This is a genomic window from Rhizobium sp. ERR 942, assembly GCF_007828395.1.
Lineage (GTDB): Bacteria > Pseudomonadota > Alphaproteobacteria > Rhizobiales > Rhizobiaceae > Rhizobium > Rhizobium dioscoreae.
The window spans coordinates 491,657-512,969 of sequence record NZ_VIUA01000002.1; the positions used below are offsets into that span (position 1 = coordinate 491,657).

The 21,313-nt window shown below is 61.0% G+C and carries 17 protein-coding genes; 13 read left to right on the forward strand and 4 right to left on the reverse strand.

Annotated features, from left to right (window positions below; genetic code table 11):
* Positions 1 to 8 precede the first annotated feature (8 nt).
* The 5 genes from FBZ97_RS09155 to FBZ97_RS09175 are packed head-to-tail and all read left to right on the forward strand — an operon-like array spanning position 9 to position 4,290.
* Positions 9 to 842 (forward strand): transporter substrate-binding domain-containing protein, encoded by an 834-nt coding sequence (locus FBZ97_RS09155; RefSeq protein ID WP_112722250.1) that lies wholly within the window; start codon positions 9 to 11, stop codon positions 840 to 842.
* 11 nt (positions 843 to 853) lie between these two features.
* Complete coding sequence (locus tag FBZ97_RS09160) at positions 854 to 1,567, forward strand: aspartate/glutamate racemase family protein (protein ID WP_145318626.1); 714 nt, start codon at positions 854 to 856, stop codon at positions 1,565 to 1,567.
* Complete coding sequence (locus tag FBZ97_RS09165; protein ID WP_113350540.1) at positions 1,567 to 2,223, forward strand: amino acid ABC transporter permease; 657 nt, start codon at positions 1,567 to 1,569, stop codon at positions 2,221 to 2,223. The genes FBZ97_RS09160 and FBZ97_RS09165 overlap by 1 nt, the downstream gene beginning before the upstream one ends.
* On the forward strand, positions 2,220 to 3,014 hold the full coding sequence (locus FBZ97_RS09170; protein WP_281406121.1) for an amino acid ABC transporter ATP-binding protein: 795 nt from the start codon (positions 2,220 to 2,222) through the stop codon (positions 3,012 to 3,014). Before FBZ97_RS09165 ends, FBZ97_RS09170 begins: the two co-directional genes overlap by 4 nt.
* A 19-nt stretch (positions 3,015 to 3,033) precedes the next feature.
* A complete protein-coding gene (locus FBZ97_RS09175) occupies positions 3,034 to 4,290 on the forward strand; it encodes an FAD-dependent oxidoreductase (protein WP_145318629.1) in 1,257 nt (418 codons plus the stop codon).
* A 242-nt stretch (positions 4,291 to 4,532) separates the two neighbouring features.
* On the opposite strand, the gene FBZ97_RS09180 is transcribed toward FBZ97_RS09175, so the two are convergent.
* Positions 4,533 to 5,261, reverse strand: coding sequence for a GntR family transcriptional regulator (locus FBZ97_RS09180; RefSeq protein ID WP_113329713.1), 729 nt, complete (start codon positions 5,259 to 5,261; stop codon positions 4,533 to 4,535).
* 184 nt (positions 5,262 to 5,445) lie between these two features.
* Between FBZ97_RS09180 and FBZ97_RS09185 the strand changes: the two genes are divergently transcribed.
* From FBZ97_RS09185 to FBZ97_RS09205, 5 genes are all read left to right on the forward strand, one after another.
* Complete coding sequence (locus tag FBZ97_RS09185) at positions 5,446 to 6,432, forward strand: ABC transporter substrate-binding protein (protein ID WP_145318632.1); 987 nt, start codon at positions 5,446 to 5,448, stop codon at positions 6,430 to 6,432.
* Positions 6,433 to 6,623: 191 nt separating this feature from the next.
* On the forward strand, positions 6,624 to 7,403 hold the full coding sequence (locus FBZ97_RS09190; protein ID WP_069610409.1) for an ABC transporter ATP-binding protein: 780 nt from the start codon (positions 6,624 to 6,626) through the stop codon (positions 7,401 to 7,403).
* A gap of 7 nt (positions 7,404 to 7,410) precedes the next feature.
* Positions 7,411 to 8,334 (forward strand): ABC transporter permease, encoded by a 924-nt coding sequence (locus FBZ97_RS09195; RefSeq protein ID WP_069610480.1) that lies wholly within the window; start codon positions 7,411 to 7,413, stop codon positions 8,332 to 8,334.
* Between the two features lie 20 nt (positions 8,335 to 8,354).
* Entirely contained in the window at positions 8,355 to 9,602 is a 1,248-nt protein-coding gene (gene kynU, locus FBZ97_RS09200; protein WP_145318635.1) for a kynureninase, read from the forward strand.
* Between the two features lie 37 nt (positions 9,603 to 9,639).
* Positions 9,640 to 10,470, forward strand: coding sequence for an alpha/beta hydrolase (locus FBZ97_RS09205; protein ID WP_145318638.1), 831 nt, complete (start codon positions 9,640 to 9,642; stop codon positions 10,468 to 10,470).
* 63 nt (positions 10,471 to 10,533) lie between these two features.
* On the opposite strand, the gene FBZ97_RS09210 is transcribed toward FBZ97_RS09205, so the two are convergent.
* The 3 genes from FBZ97_RS09210 to uxuA all read right to left on the reverse strand — a co-directional run bounded on the left by FBZ97_RS09210 (position 10,534) and on the right by uxuA (position 14,554).
* Complete coding sequence (locus tag FBZ97_RS09210; protein ID WP_069610406.1) at positions 10,534 to 10,959, reverse strand: glyoxalase/bleomycin resistance/extradiol dioxygenase family protein; 426 nt, start codon at positions 10,957 to 10,959, stop codon at positions 10,534 to 10,536.
* Between the two features lie 140 nt (positions 10,960 to 11,099).
* Positions 11,100 to 13,190, reverse strand: a complete 2,091-nt coding sequence (locus tag FBZ97_RS09215; protein WP_145318641.1) for a bifunctional diguanylate cyclase/phosphodiesterase — start codon at positions 13,188 to 13,190, stop codon at positions 11,100 to 11,102.
* Between the two features lie 185 nt (positions 13,191 to 13,375).
* Positions 13,376 to 14,554 carry a mannonate dehydratase gene (gene uxuA / locus FBZ97_RS09220; protein ID WP_145318644.1) on the reverse strand — a complete coding sequence of 393 codons (1,179 nt, stop codon included), beginning with the start codon at positions 14,552 to 14,554 and terminating at the stop codon, positions 13,376 to 13,378.
* A gap of 120 nt (positions 14,555 to 14,674) precedes the next feature.
* Between uxuA and FBZ97_RS09225 the strand changes: the two genes are divergently transcribed.
* The 3 genes from FBZ97_RS09225 to FBZ97_RS09235 all read left to right on the forward strand — a co-directional run bounded on the left by FBZ97_RS09225 (position 14,675) and on the right by FBZ97_RS09235 (position 21,304).
* On the forward strand, positions 14,675 to 15,370 hold the full coding sequence (locus FBZ97_RS09225; protein WP_246661719.1) for an FCD domain-containing protein: 696 nt from the start codon (positions 14,675 to 14,677) through the stop codon (positions 15,368 to 15,370).
* Positions 15,371 to 15,398: 28 nt separating this feature from the next.
* Positions 15,399 to 17,867, forward strand: coding sequence for a glycoside hydrolase family 2 protein (locus FBZ97_RS09230; RefSeq protein WP_145318650.1), 2,469 nt, complete (start codon positions 15,399 to 15,401; stop codon positions 17,865 to 17,867).
* A gap of 176 nt (positions 17,868 to 18,043) precedes the next feature.
* Complete coding sequence (locus tag FBZ97_RS09235) at positions 18,044 to 21,304, forward strand: cellobiose phosphorylase (RefSeq protein WP_145318654.1); 3,261 nt, start codon at positions 18,044 to 18,046, stop codon at positions 21,302 to 21,304.
* Positions 21,305 to 21,313: the final 9 nt, after the last annotated feature.

Consider the following 21,313-nt stretch of genomic DNA (forward strand, 5'->3'; position numbering starts at 1 on the left):
ATATGACCATGAACAGACGTGATTTCGGAAGGGCAGTGCTGCTCGCAGGCGCTGCTGCGCTACTTCCATCCTCCGCACTTCTTGCAGCGACCGAAGGTCCGACGCTCGAAGCGATCCGGGCGCGGGGGGCGCTGCGGATCGGCGTGTTTGCAGGCACCGAGCCTTATTATCACAAGAATCTCGCAACTGGAGAATGGGAAGGTTTCTGCGTCGCGATGGGACACGACCTCGCGCAATATATCGGCGTCAAGCTGGAACTGGTCGAGACGACCTGGGGCAACTCCGTGATCGATCTCCAAAGCAACAAGATCGATATCATGTTCGGGCTCAGCAACAATCCGGAGCGCGCCAAGGTTGTCGATTTCACCAAGGCACTGATGGACAATACCTTCACACTCGTTGCCCGCAAGGATCTGGAGGTGACGAAGTGGGAGGAAATGAACAGACCGGAGATGCGGGTGGCCGTCGACCTCGGCTCGACGCAGGACAACTTCGCCCGCAAGAACCTGCCGAACTGCACGCTGGTTGCGCTCAAATCTGCCGATGAGACCATTCTGGCGCTTCAGTCGGGTCGCGCCGATGCCATCATCCAGGTCGCGCTCCTCGCTGTCGTGACGACGAAACACCTCGCTCCAAACGTCAAACTCATCATTCCCGACCCTCATGGAAGCCAGCCGACCACGATCGGCGTGCGCCGCGATCCGAATGGCGAGTTCCGCGACTATGTCGATGCATGGCTTGCGGAACGCCGCGGACAAGGCAAGGTCTCGGGCTGGATTGTCGATAGCCTCGCGCTCGTGGGTGTCGACAAGGCTACACTGCCTGCAAGCCTGACCTTCTGACAGGCACGACCATGTCCGTCTCTTCGGGTGCCTTGGGCATCATCATGCTGGACACGACGTTCGAACGCCCGCCCGGCGATGTCGGCCATGCTGGATCATGGCGCTTTCCGGTCCGGTTCCGTCAGGTGCGCGGTGCATCCGTTTCCCTCGTCGTCCGTGCCGGCGGCGAGGGTCTCGTCGACGATTTCGTCGCCGCCGGACGAGAGCTGATCTCGGAGGGCTGCAGCGCGATTGTCACGTCCTGCGGCTTCATGGCGCGACACCAACGGAAACTGGCCGAGGCGTTGGGCGTGCCGGTGGCTGCCTCCAGTCTCATGCAACTGCCCATAGTCGAGATGGCGCTCGGTGCAGGCCTGCGCCCCGGCGTGATAACGTATGATGCAGGAAGCCTCGTTCCCGAAGTGTTCGAAGCCTGCGGAGCAGATCCATCCGTGCCCGTGCGCGGCGTACCCGCCAACGGGGCATTTCACGCGCTCATCGAAGGCTCTGCAACATACGCTCACGCGGCGCTGGAGGCCGAAGTGGTCGATGCTGCACGCAAGCTCGTCGCCGAGCATCCGTCGGTCGGCGCCATCGTGCTGGAATGCACCAACATGCCACCCTTTGCGCAGGCGATCGCGACGGCTCTCGGCCTTCCCGTCTTCGACATCCTGACATTGGGCGAGTGGCTTTTTACATCAACCTCTCCCCGGACTTTCAGCCGGGCCGAACAAAGCGCGCTGTGATGCAGTATCAATGGGACTTTTCCAGCCTTTGGCAGTATCGCGGCCTCTTTCTTCAGGGCTTGGGCTACACGGTCGGCTTTACCGTTCTGACCATCGTTTCCGGAATCCTTGTCGGCACGCTCTTCGCTCTTGCCCGGCTTTCGGGTCTGAAAATCGTCACCGTTCCGATCATGACGATCGTGGAACTCTTTCGCTGTACGCCCGTGCTCGTACAATTGGTCTGGTGCTACTATGCCTTGCCCATGCTGGTCGGAATTCAGATCTCCCCTGCGATGGCAGCCTTCATCACGCTGACCATGTACGGCGCCGCGTTCTATGCGGAGATCATTCGGGGCGGCATCGTCTCGATCGATGCCGGGCAATGGGATGCCGGCCGCGCGATCGGCATGCGTCGAGGCCAGTTGATGGCCAAGATCATTCTGCCGCAGGCGTTGCGCCGCATGGTGCCGCCGCTGGTCAACCAGTCTGTCCTGCAGCTCAAAAACACCTCGCTTCTCTCCGTGCTCGCCGTGCCCGACCTGCTCTATCAAGGTCAGCTCGTGACCTCGGCCACCTACCGGCCGCTTGAAACCTACACTTTGATTGCATTCGTCTATCTGGCGGTCCTGTTCCCCATGACGCGCCTGGCGCACTGGCTGGAGGGTCGTAAGGCATGAATGGCAAGATAGAGAGAATGGGCGCAGAAGAGCCGATGATCGAGGTCGTGGGCTTGAAGAAATCCTTCGGTCCTCTCGACGTCTTGAAAGACATCAACCTTTCGGTGCCGCGCGGTCATGTGGTGGCGATGATCGGGCCAAGCGGCTCGGGAAAGTCGACCCTGTTGCGCAGCCTCAATCTGCTGTCATTGCCGGATGCGGGCTGCATTACCATCGGCGGGAGACGGATGGATTTTTCCGCGGGCCGGGTTGCCATGCGCGACCGGGACCTTGCGACCTTCCGTGCCAATACCGGGATGGTGTTTCAGAACTTCAATCTGTTCCCGCATATGAGCGTCATCGACAACGTGATGGTTGGGCCGGTGAGCGTGCTGAAGCAGGACAGGAATTCCGCGCGGACCGTCGCGATGGAGCTTCTCGCCAAGGTCGGCCTGGTCGCGAAAGCCGACGCGCGCCCGGAGCAGCTTTCGGGCGGGCAGAAGCAGCGCGTGGCGATCGCGCGCGCGCTCGCCATGAAACCGGAAGTCATGCTGTTTGATGAGGCCACCTCGGCACTCGACCCTGCACTGGTCGGCGAAGTTCTGGCGGTCATTCGTCAGCTAGCCGAGCAGGGCATGACGATGATCCTCGTCACTCATGAGATGGCCTTTGCCCGCGATGTCGCCGATACGGTCATCTTCATGCAGGACGGCTTCGTCGTCGAGTCGGGTGATGCGCGCCAGGTCATTAACGAGCCTCGCGAGGCGAGAACGCGAGAATTCCTCAGCCATTTCCATGGCGGACTTTCCTGAAAGCAGGACGAAAACGGCAATGACAGGCAAGGTAATCGTTGTTGGCGCTGGCATTATCGGTGCCACAGCGGCATTGAGATTGGCAGAAGCAGGCTGGGATGTCGCGCTTTGCGACGGCAACGCCCCGGGTAGCGAAGCCGGGGCAAGCTACGGCAATGGCGGCTGGATCAGCCCGGCATCGATCATTCCGATGAGCATGCCCGGTTTGTGGCGGAAGGTTCCCGGTTTCCTTCTCGATCGAAACGGGCCGCTGACGATCGATTGGAGATCGCTGCCGCAGCTGACGCCTTGGCTCCTGCGGTTCTTGTGGGCTGGCGCCAGTAAGACCCGCGTACGCCGGACGGCGAAATTGCTGAACTTCCTGCTGCATGATGGCCCTGAGCGACATCTGGAACTCGCGCGAAAGACCGGACAGGAACAGCTCGTTCTTCAGAAAGGGCTGCTCTACGCCTATCCCGACCGGGCCTCCTTCGAGGCGGAAGCGCTGAGCTGGGAACTGCGCCGAGAAAACGGCGTAGCATATGTGGAATGGGACGAGACCGAAATCCGGAAAAGGCTTCCGGCTCTCGGTCCCCCCTATCGCTTCGCCATCCATGTGGTGAACGGCGCCCATTGCCGCGACACCGGAAGCTATGTAGCCGGCATTGTGAAAGCCGCTCGACGCAAGGGTGTACAATTCCACCCGTCCGCCGTGACAGCCATCCTCGACGGTGTGACGCCGCAAGCGGTGCTGGAGGGTGGCGAGACGCTATGTGCCGACCGCATCGTCGTGGCCGCGGGCATACATTCCGGCCGCTTGCTTCGTCCGCTTGGCGTGCGCATTCCGATGCAGAGCGAACGGGGCTATCATGTGACTGTGACATCAGGGCAGGCACCCTTCGAAATTCCCGTCATGCCGAGTACCGGCCGGATGGCCAATACGCCGACCAATATGGGCCTGCGCCTTTCCGGCCAGGTCGAGCTTGCAACCGTGAACAAGCCTCCGAATTGGGAGCGCGCGCAGGTGCTGCAACGACATGCTCTGGCGAGCTACCCCTATCTGGCTGCCGACAAGACACCCCACCTTCGCCTCTGGATGGGACATCGGCCATCCACGCCCGACGGGCTTCCTGTGATCGGCCCACTGTCACGCCATCCCAGCCTGATCGCCGCATTCGGCCACGGGCATGTCGGCATCGCGGCAGCTCCCAAAACGGCGGATCTGGTACTCGACGCATTGGAACGTCGCATCAGCGACAACGCATGCCCTTTCCTCCCCAGCCGCTTTGGGCAATGACCGATCGCCCACCCCAGCGGACCCCAAATGAACGCTCCTAGTGGGAACTGAACCGATGGAGTTGCAATCACTGGAACGGGCTGGAAAGACCCTGCGATGGGCACGGGTTCGCGTTCGATAGCGGCAACGCCGGCAAGGATATTTTTCTTGGCGGCGCTGACGAGCGGTTTATCGATGAAAACCTGCAGGAGGAGACATCTCGCGTGCCAAGCGTTCCAGCTCGCCGATGATCCGGTTTCGACCTAACTCACATGATTCTCCGAGCGAATATAAACCTGCAGCGTGTACCCGATATGCTCGGTCATCAGCGCTCTGGCACGTTCCAGATCCCGGTCGAGGGCCGCTTCCATCAATGCCGTATGATGCTCGATCGCCATGGCGTCCTGCAAAGCGGCAACGGCTTTTTCATAACCGATCGAAAGGCCAGCAGCCGCGCGCTGCGTCGGCGCAAGGCCGAGAAAACGATGGTGGCGGCGGAGCTGATCCGAGATGGTGGACTGGAAACGCTGGAGCCAGTTCGACGTTGCCGCGCTAACAAGCGCAGCGTGAAAGGCGCTGTGCTTCTCATCCCATTCGTCCGCCATCTCCTCCGAGGCGGAGTCGGGCACGATCCTGCAGCGTGAGAGGCGATAATGTGCAGTGACGACGGCCGATTCCCAATCCGGGCCACCCTTCTCGATCGACTCCATGAGAAGCGGCAGCTCCACGACCATGCGCGCCCGCGTCAGGTCCTCCAGTTCGGCCCGCGATACTGGAGCGACAGCGAAGCCGCGATTGCTGATCGCAGTCACAAGCTTTTCGGCCTCTAGCCGCGACAGCGCCTCGCGAAGCGGCGTCCAGCCGAGGCCGTAGATATCCCGAAGGGCGCTCAACCGAAGAGAGGCACCAGGCCTTAGCTTGGTATTGAGGATGTCGCGTCGCAACAGCCAGTAAGCCGCTTCCGTCTTGCTCAGCGCATCCTTGTCCTGCATGGCCCTCGTCCCGATCCTCCCCAGGCGCAGATTATATATAAAAGCTCCTTATCCGGAAATTATATATTATATATGCCCATCGTGAATATCATATATCACAAATTGACAGGCCTGCAGCACTCGCTATGATCCCTGCCCGAGAGAGCCGAAGGAAAACGGCTCCTTATTACACCGGGAGGAAAATATGCTGAGATCTACGTCCAAGTGGCTGGCCGGCCTCGCTGTCGTCGGCGCCTTCGCAGCAAGCGTTGCAACCGCATCGGCCGAGCCCATCAAGATCGCCATCGCCAACTTCGGCGAGCATCCGCAGCTCAACGCATCGATTGCCGGCTTTAAGAAGGCTCTTGCTGACAACGGCTTCGTCGAAGGCAAGGATGTCGTCTATTCCGAAAGCAACACGAGCTTCGACGCCTCGCTCGTTCCGCAGATGATCGCCAAGCTGCAATCCGAACATCCGAAGCTGATGTATACGGTGACCACCCCCGTATCGCAGATTGCCAAGAAGGCGCTGGCCGGCTCCGGCATTCCGATCGTCTTTACGGCCGTCACCGATCCCGTCGCCGCCAAGCTCGTCCCGTCCTGGGACGCCGGTGACACAGGCATCACCGGCTCGAGCGACCTGCAGGACATCTCGGCCATCCTCACCTTCACCAAGAAGCTGCTTCCGAATGCCAAGCGCATCGGCGTGCCCTACAATCCGGGCGAGGCCAACGACGTTGCGCTGATCGACAAGGTCAAGGCCGCCGCCCCGGCAGCCGGCTTCGAAGTGGTTCCGGTCGGCGTCGACAACGTCAACGACATCCAGCAGCGCATTGCCTCGCTCGCCGGCAAGGCAGACGCGATCTACACGCCCGCTTCCAACCTCTTGCAGCCGGCAATCCCCGCCGTTGCCGCCGCCGCCCGCCAGGCTCAGATCCCGATCGTCAACTCCGACGATGCGGCTGTTCGTAACGGCGTCGTTCCGGCAAGCTTTGCCGTCAACTATGAGCAGGTTGGTGAAAATGCCGGCAAGATCGCCGCTGAGATCCTCAAGGGTGCCGATCCGAAGACGATCAAGCCCTCCGTTCCGGCTTACAAGGACCACGCGCCGCTGATTAACAAGACCGTGTTGAAGGCATTCGGCGCCGAAGTTCCGGCTTCGCTTGCCGATTGCAATTGCTTCACGAAGTAATAGGCGGCATTTTCTACTGCATAATTCCTTAAATCGATGTCGATCTAAGGATAAAATTATGCAGCAGCTTTAAAGTGCTACAGCGACTTTTGCGCGTCAGATGTGACGCGCGGCGCTGTAGGATCAATCCGATCCATGGCGGCGTCAGGAACGCCGCCATTTCATAACCCTACACTGCAGGGGAGGCACGGATGCTTGAGATCAAATCCGCGCGCAAGGTTTTCTACAGAGGCCAGCCCGACGAAAAGGTCGCGCTTAATGGCCTGACGCTCTCCCTCAAGACAGGCGAATTCGGCGTCGTCATCGGTTCCAACGGCGCCGGCAAGAGCAGCATGCTGAATGCGATTTCCGGCGCTCTCAGCCTCGATTCCGGTCAGATCCTCATTAACGGTGATGACGTGACGAACATGCCGGTCCACAAACGCGCCGCGCGTCTGGCTCGCGTATTTCAGGATCCGATGAAGGGAACCGCCGCCAGCATGACGGTCGGCGAAAACATGCTTCTGGCGGAACTGCGCGGCAAAGCCAGAGGATTTCGGCCCGGCCTGAATGCGGCGCGGCTCGCCGCCTACAAGGAACGGCTCGCCGTTCTCGGCCTCGGCCTCGAAAATCGGCTGGACACAAAGGTGGAGCTTCTTTCGGGCGGCCAGCGCCAGTCGCTGTCGCTCATCATGGCGGTCGGTGGCTCGCCAGATGTGCTGCTGCTCGATGAACACACAGCCGCGCTCGACCCGCGCACGGCCGATATCGTCATGCAGGCAACAGTGCGCACGGTCGAGGCGCTGAAGCTGACGACATTGATGGTCACGCACAACATGCAGCACGCCGTCGATTTCGGCGACAGCATCATCATGCTCGATGCCGGCCGCGTCCATCTCGAAATAACCGGAGATGGCAAGCGGCGCATCACCGTGCCCGAACTGATCGGCCATTTCGCCGTCAAGACCGACCGCATGCTGCTGGTGAGCTGACATCATGATGGATTTCATTCAATCAACCGTTTCGAGCTTCGTCTCGCTCATCCCGGTCACGCTGGCGCAGAGCTTCATCCTGAGCTTCGTCGTCCTCGGCATCATGATCCCCTTCCGTATGCTGAGCTTTCCGGATCTGACCAGTGAAGGTGCGTTTCCGCTCGGCGGCTGCGTCTGCGGCATCCTGCTTGCCGCCGGCGTCGCGCCGCCGCTTGCCATTGCGGTCGCCTTCGCCGTCGGCCTTGCCGCCGGCTGCTGCACGGCCTTCATTCACCTGCGCTTCCGCATCCATACGCTGCTTGCCGGCATCCTGATGTCGACCATGCTCTATAGTGTCAACCTCGGCATCATGGGCAAATCGAACCTCTCCGTCTTCGGCTCTCCGACCGTGTTCGATGTCGTGCCATTCACCGAGCCCGGCTTTCCCGCGAGCAAGATCGTCATCGCCGGCCTGCTTGCCATCATCGTGTTGATCGCCCTTAACCTTTACTTCAAGACGGAGAAAGGTACGGCCATGCGCGCGGTTGGCTCCAATCCCGACATGGCCGAGGCACAGGGCATCAATGTCTGGGCTGCCACCATCGGCGGCGTCGGCATCGCCAGCGCCTTTTCAGCCGCCAGCGGCGCCTTGATGGTGCAGTCGCAGGGCTTTGCCGACGTCAACATGGGTATCGGCATCCTCATCAACGGCCTTGCAGCGCTGATGATCGGCGAAGCTTTCACCGGCAAGCAGACCGTCCTGCGTCAGTTGCTGGCGCCCTTCGTCGGCTCCATCATCTATTATCAGCTCGTGTCGCTCTGCCTTGCCGCCGGCATGCCGCCGCCGAACCTCAAACTCGCTACCGGCCTGTTCGTGCTGATCATGCTGGCGCTGCCGAGCATCCGCCGCAGCCGCGGCGGAGCCGTCACCCGAGAAACCATTCGCGAATAAGTTTACGAGGCAACGACATCATGGATAGCCTTCCCGATCTCGCGGCCGTCGAGGCCATGGACGAGGCCGACCCGCTGCGCGTCTTCCGCAGCCGCTTCGCCCTGCCCGCTGGCGTCATCTATCTCGACGGCAATTCGCTCGGCGCGGCCTCGCACGAGGTTTTTGCCGAAGTGCGCCAGGCCGCCATGGAAGAATGGGGCAATGGCCTGATCCGCAGCTGGAACAGCGCCGGGTGGTTTCATCTGCCACTGGAACTCGGTGATCGTATCGGCAGACTGATCGGCGCTGCCGAAGGGCAGTCTGTCGTGACCGACTCCACCTCGATCAACATCTACAAGACACTTCATGCGGCGCTCGCGATGCGACCGGATCGCAACGTCATCGTGGCGGAAGGCGACAGTTTCCCGACCGATCTCTACATGGCCGAAGGCGTCGTTTCGACGCGCCCAGGTGTCACGCTGCGCCTCGAAGGCCGCGATGCCGACACCATCGAGGAATTGATCGATGAGACCGTCGCCGTCGTTCTCGTCAATCATGTCAACTACAAGAGCGGCGAACTGCGCGACATGGCGGCACTGACGAAGCGCATCCAGGCAGCGGGCGCACTCGTCATCTGGGATCTGTGTCACAGCGCCGGCGCCCTGCCCGTCGATCTCGACGGTGCCGGTGCCGATTTCGCCGTCGGCTGCACGTACAAATATCTGAATGGCGGCCCGGGCGCGCCGGCCTTTATCTATGCGGCGAAGCGTCATCACGCATCGATCGTTCAGCCGCTCAGCGGCTGGTGGAGCCACGCCCGTCCCTTCGCCTTCGAACAAAGCTTCGACGGCGATGCGGGCATCAAGCGTTTTCTCTGCGGCACACAGCCGATCCTCTCCTTGCGGGCGCTGAAAGGGGCGCTCTCCATCTGGGATGAGGTGGACATGAACGCGCTGCGCCGGAAAAGCATAGCGCTGACCGATCTCTTCATCCGTTTGGTCGAAGCCAAATGCGGCCAATATGGTGTGGAGCTCGAGACGACGCGCGACAACGAAAAGCGCGGCAGCCAGGTCTCCTTCATCCACAGCAATGCTTATGAGGTCATGCAGGCCCTCATCGAGCGCGGCGTCATCGGCGACTTCCGTGCCCCGTCGACACTGCGCTTCGGCTTTACGCCGCTCTATGTCGGTTATCATGACGTATGGCGCGCCGTGACGGTGCTTGAGGAAATCCTGAGCAGCGGATCATGGAAGGACGCACGCTTTGCCGTGCGCGCGGCCGTGACCTGATCTACAGGCGCCGGCAGCTGGAGAGAGGAAGCTGAACATGAGCTATTTCAGGGTCACCGATTGGGACGCCGCCTATACCAACGGTGCCTATATTGCCGACGGCGATCAATGGCCAGCCGCCTGGGTCGAGCCGGCAAAATCCTTCCGGGACAGACTGACGACCGCGGGACGCGCGAAACTTGATCTGGCCTATGGTCCTGCGGAGCGTAATCGCTTCGATCTCTTTCTGCCCGAAAGCCAGCCGCAGGGATTGGTGGTTTTCGTCCATGGCGGTTACTGGCTGCAACTGGACAAAAGCTACTGGTCGCACTTTGCAGCAGGCTCGATTGTTAGGGGATACGCTGTCGCGATCCCGTCCTACACGCTTTGCCCGGAAAATCGCATCGCCGGGATCGGCAAGGAGATTGCGGCCGCGATCACGAAGGCGGCTGAACTCGTCAGCGGACCCATCGTTCTGACGGGCCATTCGGCCGGCGGTCAGCTCGTTGCCCGCATGATGACGACAACATCGCCGCTCAACGAAGCCATCCGAGAACGCATTCGCCATGTGCTCGCCATTTCCGGTCTTCATGACCTGCGCCCGATCATGAAGCGCAGCATGAACGCGCAGCTTCGCATCGATGATGCAGAGGCAAGGGCCGAAAGCCCGGCTCTCCTCGAGCCGGTCGTCAACATTCGCCTCACCTGTTGGGTTGGCGGCGCCGAGCGCGCCGAATTCATCCGCCAGAACGCGCTGCTCGCCAATATCTGGACCGGGCTCGGGGCGGCAACTGAGGTCGTGGTCGAGCCCGACAAGCACCATTATTCGGTGTTGGACGGCCTTACGGACGCTGAGCATCCTCTCTCGCGGACCCTGCTTGCAGAATAGCGTCTTCGCAGCCGGACCAAAAGAAATGCCCTCGGCACCACAAACACCGAGGGCATTATATCGTCAGCCGTTGACCGGCGCATTCATCGCCCAGGCGACGCCGAATGGATCGCGCAGCTGGCCCCAGCGATCGCCCCAGAACATAACCTGCGGCTCGACGACCACTTCCGCTCCCGCATCGACGGCACGCTTCCACCAGAAATCGAGGTCATCGACGACAAGCTGCATCGTGAAGGACTGCGGCTTTTCCAGCGCATGGCCGTATTCCGGAAAAGCGTCGCCGAGCATGACCGAGCTGCCGTTGATGTAGAGATGAATATGCATGGTCCGGCCTTTTTCATCGACCGGATACATGAAGGCCTGCTCGGCGCCGAAGGCGCGCTTGTAGAATTCGGCTGCCTTCACAGCGCCATCTACCGTCAGATAGGCCACGACGCCGCCGCGAACCGGCACGCGCGGCTGCTGGGACTGTTCTGTTGCATCACTCATGTTGGTCTCCTTGGAACGGTTCTTTGTGTCGCGCCCTTATCGGGGCTGATCCAAGGACGTTGGTCAACCACCCTTCCCGACAACAAGGTACCAAATTTTTTTGGTTATTAATTGCGACGGCCGCCCGAAGGTTTCGGCGGTCATACATGCGCTGGTTTTCGGGCACGTAACGTCGGGGCGGGATAGGCCTCACGGAGAATTCGCGCCAGGGCATCCTCGCGTGACATTGGCCGGCCGAGCAGGAAACCCTGCACCTCGTGATAGCCCTCGGCCCGCAATTTTGCCAATTGAGCCTCCGTCTCGATGCCTTCGGCCAGTGTCACCGCATTGAAGCCGGAGGCGATGCCAACTACGGCCCGCACGATGGCAAGATTGCCGGGATCGGCATCCATGCCGGCGACGAAACTGCGGTCGAGCTTAATCTTGTCGAAAGAGAAGGAGCGCAGATAGCTGAGCGAGGAATAGCCCGTGCCGAAATCATCGATCGCGATGCGAATACCGAGCTCCTTGAGCGCACGCAGCAGCGACAGGCTTTGCTCGACCTCGGAAAGCAGGATGGATTCCGTGACCTCGATCTCCAGGCGTCCGGGACAAAGACCTGTCTCGCTCAGCGCTGAAACGACGGTGGCCAGCAGGCTCGAATGACGGAATTGATAGACGGAGAGATTGATTGCCACTTTCAGGTTGTCGGGCCACTCCATGGCGGTCCGGCAAGCCTCCCGCAGCACCCAGTCGCCGATCGGAACGATCATCCCCGTTTCTTCGGCGATGGGGATGAATTCTGCGGGCGAGATGAGTCCGCGCTTCGGATGGCGCCAGCGGATCAGAGCTTCGAAGCCGGAGAGAGTATCTTCGTCCAGACGAATGATCGGCTGGTAATGAAGTTCGAATTCGTCGTTCTGCAACGCCTCACGAAGCTCCAGCGTGAGCTGATGGCGCCGTTCAGCTTCGAGCCGCATCTCCGTCTGGTAGAACCGATAGGTCGAACGGCCGCTCGTCTTGGCGGCATAGAGCGCCAGATCCGCGTCCCGCATCAGCACGTCAGCATCGTTGCCGTGCTCGGGCGCAATGGCAATGCCGATGCTGCAGGTCACATGTTCCCGGACGCCATCGAGATCGAAGGGTGCCGACAGCGATTGCAACAACAGGTCGGCGAAGCGGCGCGCTCGCCCGGCATCCGTCATCCGTAAAACCAGCGCGAACTCGTCGCCACCCAGGCGCGCGACCAGATCGCTCCTCTCGGCAAGCTGCTGGAGGCGTTCGGCAACCTGGCGCAGGAGCATGTCGCCGGCGGCATGGCCTTTGCTGTCATTGATATGCTTGAAATGATCGACATCGATATAGAGCAGCGCGATTGGCTTTTCCGGCCTCGCAGCAGCCACCTGCCGCACGATGTTCTCGGAAAAGAAAGCTCTGTTCGGAAGCCCGGTCAAGGAATCATGCATGGCAAGATGCGCAAGCCTTGCCTCGACGCTGCGCTCCTCGGTCACATCCTGGGAAATGCCGAGAACATAGCGCGGCGCTTGCCCTGACGGGGCGGGAAGCGCCCGTTTCGCCGTCTTCAGGATACGCAATACGCCGTCCACCGTGTGAATGGTTTCCTCGAAGTAGACGGTTTCGGCGGTTTCGAAGGCAAGCTTGTCCTGCTCCCGGAAAAGCGCCGTCTGCTCATCGGAAAATATCGCACGATCCGACTTGCCGATCACATCTGGTGCTGCCTGCCCGACGATGGCGCCGCACGCCTCATTGAACAGGATATAACGACCATCCCGCTCCATGTCCTTGACGAAAACGCCGACGGGGAGATTGTCGACGATGCTGTCCAGCAGCGACTGGGTGGCATCGACCTGCCGCCGTGCCGCATTGACCTCGGTGCGGTCCTGCACGATCGCCAGAATCGCCATCTTGCCGTCGAAGCGGATTTCCCGCCCATAGGTCAGAACCTCGAATGTCTCGCCATCCGCCTTCAGATGCGTCCAGCGTTGCGCCGTCTCGATGTCGGTGCGGTGGTGCACCGCATCGAGCATGCGTTCGCGCTCTTCCGGAGGCCGGATATCAAGGACGGTCATGACCGCAAAAGCAGCGAGGCTATAGCCATAGAGATCGCGGGCAGCATCGTTGACGATCAGGAATTTCAGCGTCTCGGGATCATAGACCCACATCGGAGACGGATGCGTCTTGAAAAGTGACCGAAAATCGTCGTTCGGGGCGTCGGGCCAAACGGAATTCATAGGAAGGTCAACCTTGCCAATTCGAGTTTGAAGATTAGCGAATTGGACATTGATAGACGAGAAAACTAAATAAAATCAAAATTGTAACAAGGTTAAACTTTAGGCAAAAGCCTATCGAATATGCAACGGCAGGCTTTATTCCTCCGCCCCTTTTCACCGACATGGGACGGCAAATCCCGTGAGGTTCAAAGCCCTGCTTTGCCGATCGCATGGATGACGCCGTGAAGCTCGCCAAGACCTTTCAAGCGGCCGATGAGGGAATAGCCGGGATTGGTCGGCTTATCGATATCGTCGCCGATCAGATGTCCGTGGTCCGGCCGCATCGGGATCATATGGTCTTCCCGGCCTTCCTTGCGACGCCGTGCCTCCTCCGTGAGCAATGTGCGCAGGATGGCATACATATCGCTGCGCCCCTCCAAATGGGAGGCCTCCACGAATGAACCATCGGCTTCGAGCGCAACGTCGCGCAGATGCGCGAAATTGATGCGCGAGGCAAATTCGCTTGCGATAGCAAACACATCATTGTCGGCGCGAGAGCCGAGAGATCCGACACAGAGCGTCAAACCGTTGGCCGGATCGTCGACATTGCCGAGGATGCGGCGCAGATCCGACGCCGTCGAGACGACGCGCGGCAGGCCAAAAAGCGAGATGGGCGGATCGTCGGGGTGAATCGCAAGCCTCGCACCGAGCTCTGCGGCAACTGGCACGATCTCGTGCAGAAAGGCTTCGAGATTGGCCTGGAGATCCTCAGCCGTTATACCGTTGAAGAGTGCGATGGCCGAGCGTATGGCATCGCGGCCATAGCTGTCTTCGCCGCCAGGAAGACCGGCGATGATGTTATTCTCCAGCCGTTGCACGGCCTCCGGCGAGAGCCCTTTCAGCCGCTCCTCGGCACGCCGCAGCAGGTCCGACGCATAATTTTCTTCCGCACCCTTCCTACGCAGGACGAAGACGTCATAGGCAACGAACTCCGCCATGTCGAAACGCAATGCGAGCGCGGTGGTCGGCATTTCGAAGCGCAGATCCGTACGCGTCCAGTCGACGACCGGCATGAAATTGTAGCAAATCGTCTTGATGCCGGAGCGGGCGAGATTGACGAGACTGTCCTTCCAGACACCAATCGCAGCCTTTGCCCCTGCCCCGCCGAGCTTGATCGCGCTTGGCACCGGGATCGATTCACAGACGCTCCAGCGTAGCCCGGCCGCTTCCACCAGCGCCTTTCGCGCCTCGATTTCGGCCGGCATCCAGACGCGCGAATGTGAGACCTCATGCAATGCCGTGACGATGCCTGTCGCGCCGGCCTGGCGCGCATGCAAGAGCGGAACGAGATCCTTCGGGCCGAACCACCGCCAGCAGCTTTCCATATGATATCCTCCCCATTTGTCGGTCAAAATACTGCTGAAAAGCGAAATGTCCATCATCTCTGGTCGCTTGACGCTGCTATTGACCAACAATATGCTTTCAACAACGGAGGAGAGACGGTGGTGGATACCGCTGATATCGACGAGAGAGGTTCCGCGGTCGATCAGGTGGTCGACGCGCTGCGGCGACTGATGCGCGAGCGCAATCTCGGTCTCGGAGACGCACTGCCCTCGGAAGCCGAGCTCGCTTCCATGTTCAATACCAGCCGCAATACGGTGCGCGAAGCGATCCGCATCCTGAAGGCCTATGGCATTGTCGAAAGCCGCCAGAAGGTCGGCGCGGTGATTACGGACCGCCGCCAGCAGGCACTGATGGACCTCTTCTCCTTCGCTATCGACATCTCGGCGGAGAGCTTTCTCGATATCCAGGGATTTCGTCGCCTCATCGAGGTCAATCTCAGCGATCTTCTGTTCGAAACGCTTGATGAAGTCGCCATCGACAGGCTGCGCTCCATCAACGACGCGATGAAGGCCGCATCGACATTGGCCGAGGCTGCGGAACTTGATTTCAGGTTTCATGCCACCCTTGTCGGCTTCGCCGGCAATCAGACCCTGTCACAAGTCTATGGCATTATGCAGCCATTGTTGCAGCGGCTGATGGAGGCGGGCAAGCGCTCCCGCGAGGCCGTCGACAGTGCCTACCATGATCATCGCGCCATCATCGAAGCGTTGGAACAACGGGATCGAATCGCCTACGCCTATCACATGAACCGCCACCTGCAGGCGGGCCTGCAGTTCATCGCGCCAAAGGCTGTTTGAGACATCCATTTCATCACGGATACATGACATGAAAAGACAGACGCTCGACACCGGCTGGATCATCTCGCGCCTTCGCGCGCCCTCCAGCGCACCGGCCCTGCCCAATTCGATTCCCGCGACCGTGCCGGGCAACGTTCATCTCGACCTGATGGCGGCGCAGCTGATCACCGATCCCTATCTCGACGTCAACGAAATCTCGCAGGACTGGATCGGCCGCGCCGCCTGGCGTTATCGTCTGGCCTTCGACTGGGACGGCGAGGACGCCGAGCGCATCGATCTTTCCTGCCTCGGCCTCGACACTGCCGCGCGCCTGGAACTGAACGGCAGTTTGCTTGGCGAAACCCGCAACATGCATCGCAGCTACCGCTTTGGCATCAGCGATCATCTGAAAAGCGGCCGCAACGAGCTGATCGTCGATTTCCAATCCGCCTATGAACTTGGCGAGGAAGTCCGCAAGCAGCTCGGCAGCGCCGCCGATATCCCGCAAAATTATCCCGGCCCGAGCAATCTCATCCGCAAGATGGCCTGCAACTTCGGCTGGGACTGGGGTCCGACCGTCGTCACCTCTGGCATCTGGAAACCTGTCGTCATCGAGAGCTGGTCGAAGGCCCGTCTCGGCAGCATCCGCCCGGAAATCACCCTGCAAGGCAGCCAGGGCGTCGCACGCCTGCATGTCGAAATCGAATGGGCTGACAAGGGCACGGATAGCGTGGCGCTCGTGCTCTCCGTCGGCGGCAAGCGCGCGGAAGTGCGCGTCGCGCAGGGGGAGACCCACGCGCTGATCGAATGCCGCATCGACAATCCGCAGGTCTGGTGGCCGCACGGCATGGGCGGTCAGCCGCTTTACGATCTCGACCTGCAGTTGCTCGGCTCGGATGGTGCGGCGCTTGACGGCTGGAAGCGGCGCGTCGGCTTCCGCTCCGTGCGGTTGGATACGACGCCCGACGAGGTCGGCTCCGCCTTCACCCTCGTCGTCAACGATGTGCCGGTCTTTGCCCGCGGCGCCAACTGGATTCCCGACGATTGCTTCCTGCCGCGCGTGACACGCAAACGCTATCGCGAGCGGATCGCCCAGGCCCGGGATGCCAATATGAATATGCTGCGCGTGTGGGGCGGCGGCATCTATGAGACCGATACGTTCTACGAGGAATGCGATGCCGCCGGCATCATGGTCTGGCAGGATTTCCTGTTTGCCTGCGCCACCTATCCCGAAGAAGAGCCGGTCTACAGCGAGATCGAGGCGGAAGCGCGCGAGGCGATCACAAGGCTCATGCCTTACGCTTCGCTGGTCATCTGGAACGGCAATAACGAGAATATCTGGGGCTATTTCGACTGGGGCTGGCAGGACGTGCTGGGCAATCGCCCCTGGGGCGCCGGCTACTACCTCGACCTCCTGCCGAAGCTGGTGGCCGAGATCGATCCGACCCGGCCCTACTGGCCGGGGAGCCCCTATTCCGGCTCGATGGATATAGCGCCGAATGCCGACGAGCACGGCTGCAGGCATATCTGGGATGTCTGGAACGAGGTGGGCTACGAGACCTACCGCAACTATATCCCGCGCTTCTGCTCTGAATTCGGCTGGCAGGCACCGCCGGCCTTCGCAACACTTGCCCAATCCGTTCGCGAGAAGGATCGCGCCCCGGCCTCCCCCGCGGTTCTGCATCATCAGAAGGCAACCGGCGGCAATGACAAGCTTCTACAGGGGCTGGAAGGCTGGTTTCCCCACCCGCAAAATTTCGACGACTGGCTCTTCGTCACGCAGCTGAACCAGGCGCGCGCAATCAGCTACGGCATCGACCATATGCGCTCGCATCGGCCGACCTGCATGGGCACCATCGTCTGGCAGCTCAACGATTGCTGGCCGGTCACCTCCTGGGCGGCCGTCGATGGCGCTGGCAGGAAGAAGCCGCTCTGGTATGCCTTGAAACATAGCTATGCGCCGCATCTCCTCACCATCCAGCCGCGCGGCGATGGGTTGGCCGCCGTTGCCGTCAATGACGCGACCCTGTTCTGGCGCGTGCCCTTCACGGTCGAGCGTTTCGATTTCACCGGCAAGCTGCTCGCCCGTCACCACGTCTGGCGCATCCTCTGCGATCGCTTCGAAAATACCGATATCGACATCCCGTCCGAGGTCGCGACCCCGGGCGATCCGCGCCGCGAATATCTGCGCGCTCGCCTCGGCGATGCGGAAGCCTGGCGGTTCTTCGAGAAGGACATGCAGCTGCAATATCCGCAGCCCCGCTTCGATATCGAAAGCGTCCAGACGCCGGACGAGATTGCTATCACCATCACGGCGCAGTCCTTCCTGCGTGATGTCTGCCTGTTCGTCGATCGCATCAGTCCGAATGCCGAAGTCGACGACATGCTGGTCAATCTCGCGCCTGGCGAAAGCAGAACGTTCAAGGTCAAAGGCATTTCCAAGGAAGCCTTCGACGATGCCGATCTTTCGGCTGTTATACGCACGGCCAACCAGGTTGCGGAGCAACCGCACCACTGACACCGGGTGCTCTCCCACAGAAAAGATCCGGCGCATTGCGCCGGATCGGCGCCTGTATTTTCCGTAAGCCGTCACAAAAGATTGCGCTGGTGAATGGCGAATTGCCTCCTATGATCGGGCGCCGCCTTGTGATCTAGTGCCCCTCATCCGATCCATGAATCAGCGAGATCACGCTTATGTCCTCGGACACCAATCGCAGCTTTCAAACGCCCCGCCGCGAAGAACTTGGCCTTATCACGCTCGGCAACACCGCCGGTCTTTCGGCTTCGGCGCTGCCGAACGGCACACTGTTTTCGATCGACTTTGCCGACCAGCAGGGCGGCGTCATGATCAATCAGGTGCTCGGATCGCCTGTCTATGGCGGTATTGGCCGGCTCTATCTGCGCATCGGCGGGCCCAAGCCGGCGACGGCCGAAATCGTCGGCCCGAAAGCTACGGTAGAGTTCGGTCATGGCAAGGGCGGCTTTTCCTGGAGCGGCGAAACGGAAGGCGTACGACACACCGTCAGCCTCCGGCTGCATCCGAGCCAGACCGCATGGTTCTGGCAAATTTCGCTGGAAAACAGCACCAACGCGATGCTTTCGGCTGATCTCATCCTCGTTCAGGATGTCGGCCTCGGCGATCGCGGCTTCCTGATGAACAGCGAAGCCTATGCCTCGCAATATATCGACCATCACATCGCCACCCATGCCGCCTTCGGTCCTGTCATTATGGTCAGGCAGAATCTCAAGCAGGGCGGCGGGCGAAATCCGTGGCTCGCGCAAGGCTGCCTTGAGGGTGCCGCGGCTTACGCGACCGATGCCATCCAGCTCCTCGTGCCCTCCAAGAGCAATGATGGCGTCATGGTGCCGGATTTCGGCGCCAGCCTGCCGAGCGCCCGCCGCCAGCATGAGGTCGCCTGCCCGACAATCCAGTCGAAGCCGCTTTCGCTCGCAGCAGGTGGCGCCGCCACTACGACCTTCTTCGGCCTCTTCATCGCCGATCATCCGGCTGCTTCCAGCGATGCCGACCTTGCCCATCTCGATGGCCTGCCGAAACTTCAGGGCGAATTGGCGATCGACACGATTGCTGCCGCTCAATCGGCACGCAGTCTCGTGCAAGATGCCCCTCTTGCTGAGAGCGGCAGCCTGGATCAGGCCGCCATCGACGCGCTTTATCCGAAGCGGATGTTGGAGGAGCGGGCCGATGGAAAACTGCTCTCCTTCTTCGTGCCGGATGGAGTGCATAACAGGCACATCGTGCTCCAGGAAAAAGAACGCCTGGTGGCTCGCCGCCACGGCGCCATCGTTCGCAGCGGCCAGAATATGCTGCTCGATGACCAGACGCTGGCTGCCACCTGCTGGATGCAGGGCATCTTCGCCGCGCAGCTGACCATCGGCAACACCTCCTTCCACAAGCTGTTCTCGGTCTCGCGCGATCCCTACAATATGACGCGATCGAGCGGCCTGCGCATTCTCGTCGACCTTGGCGACGGCTGGCGCCTGCTCGGCGTGCCCGCCGCCTTCGAAATGGGACTCAGCGATACCAAGTGGATCTACAAGCTCCCCGGTCGCACCATCACCGTATCGGCAATCGCCTCCGGCGACGATCCGGCCATGCAATGGAGCGTTTCGGTGGAGGGCGAACCCTGCCGTTTCCTCGTCTTCGGCCATATCGTTCTTGGCGAGCGCGACTATGAAGCCGTGGCAAACATCGCAGTCGACGCGGCAGCCAAGCGCATCTCCTTCCGGCCTCAACCGTCCTGGCTCTGGGATCGCTACCCGAAGGCCGGCTATCACCTCGTCACGTCGACCCCGGATGCCTTCGAAACCGTTGGCGGCGATGAGCTGCTTTATACCGATGGCACCACCCGCAACGGCCCGTTCATCGCCCTGAAATCGCGCCCGACGAAGGCACTACGCTTTGCCGTCACGGGCTCGATGACCGAGCCGGATGCGGCGGAAGCTCTTGCCGCGCGCTACAGCGCCGGTGTCGAAAGCGAAGAGATGCTCGCACCCGCGCAACGCTTCTGGAGCCATGTGACGCGGGGCGCCCGCATCGAGGGCGACGGCCGCGATGTGGCGGCACAGGCGGTCATGCTGCCCTGGATCGCGCATGACGCGATCGTGCATTTGAGCGTGCCGCACGGGCTCGAGCAATATACGGGTGCTGCCTGGGGCACGCGCGACGTCTGCCAGGGGCCGATCGAGTTCCTGCTTTCCTACGAGCATGACCAAGAAGTCCGGCAGATCCTTTCAACGCTCTTTTCCGAGCAGTATCGCGATCGCGGCGACTGGCCGCAATGGTTCATGCTGGAGCCCTATGCCAACATCCGCGCCGGCGAGGCTCACGGCGATATCGTCGTCTGGCCGCTGAAGGCGCTCTGCGATTATATCGAAGCGACCGGCGACATCGCTTTCCTTGCAGAAACCGTGCCGTGGCGTGCCGACGACACCATGCAGCTGACGTCGGAACGCGCGACAATCTCCGATCACGTCGAAAAACTGCTGGACACCGTACGCAGCCGCTTCGTGCCGGGGACGAGCCTCATCCGCTACGGCGAGGGCGACTGGAACGACAGCCTGCAGCCGGCAGACCCACATCTGCGCGACTGGATGGTCAGCAGCTGGACCGTTTCACTTCTTTACGAGCAGCTGGTGCGCTACGCCAATATCCTGACGCTCGCCAGCCGCAACGAGGAAGCGCAGTCGCTGCAAGCGACTGCGGTCGCCATGCGCGCCGATTTCAACCGGCTCCTGATGCGTGACGGCATCGTTGCCGGTTATGGCGTCTTCGATCCGAGCCATGACGGCGTCGAATTGCTGCTGCATCCAGAGGATACGCGCACGGGCCTCCATTATTCGCTGATCGCGATGACGCAGCCGATGATCGGCGGCCTGTTCACGCCCGAGCAGCGCCACGCCCATATGAAGCTTATCCGCGAGAACCTGCTGTTCCCGGACGGTGTACGGTTGATGGAAAAACCGGCAACCTATTCCGGCGGCCCAGAAAAGCTCTTCCGGCGTGCCGAATCCTCGTCGTTCTTCGGCCGCGAGATCGGACTCATGTATGTGCATGCGCATCTGCGCTACTGCGAAGCCCTGGCGCTTGAAGACGATGCGGAGGCCGTATGGGCAGCACTGGCACTTGCCAACCCGATCGCCGTCAGCGGCCGGGTGGAACATGCGTCGCTGCGCCAGCGCAATACCTATTTCAGCAGCAGCGATGCGGCCTTCGACGACCGCTATCAGGCTTCCGCGGAATGGGCGCGCGTCAAGGCAGGCGATATCGCCGTCGATGGCGGCTGGCGCATCTATTCGAGCGGCCCCGGCCTCTATACCAAGAGCCTCATCGGCAATATCTTCGGTTTCAAGCGGCAATTCGGGCAGCGCATCCGCAAGCCGTTGTTACCGGCTTCGATCGGCGCCTGCGACGTCAAGCTGGATTTCAAGGCGTAAGCTACACGA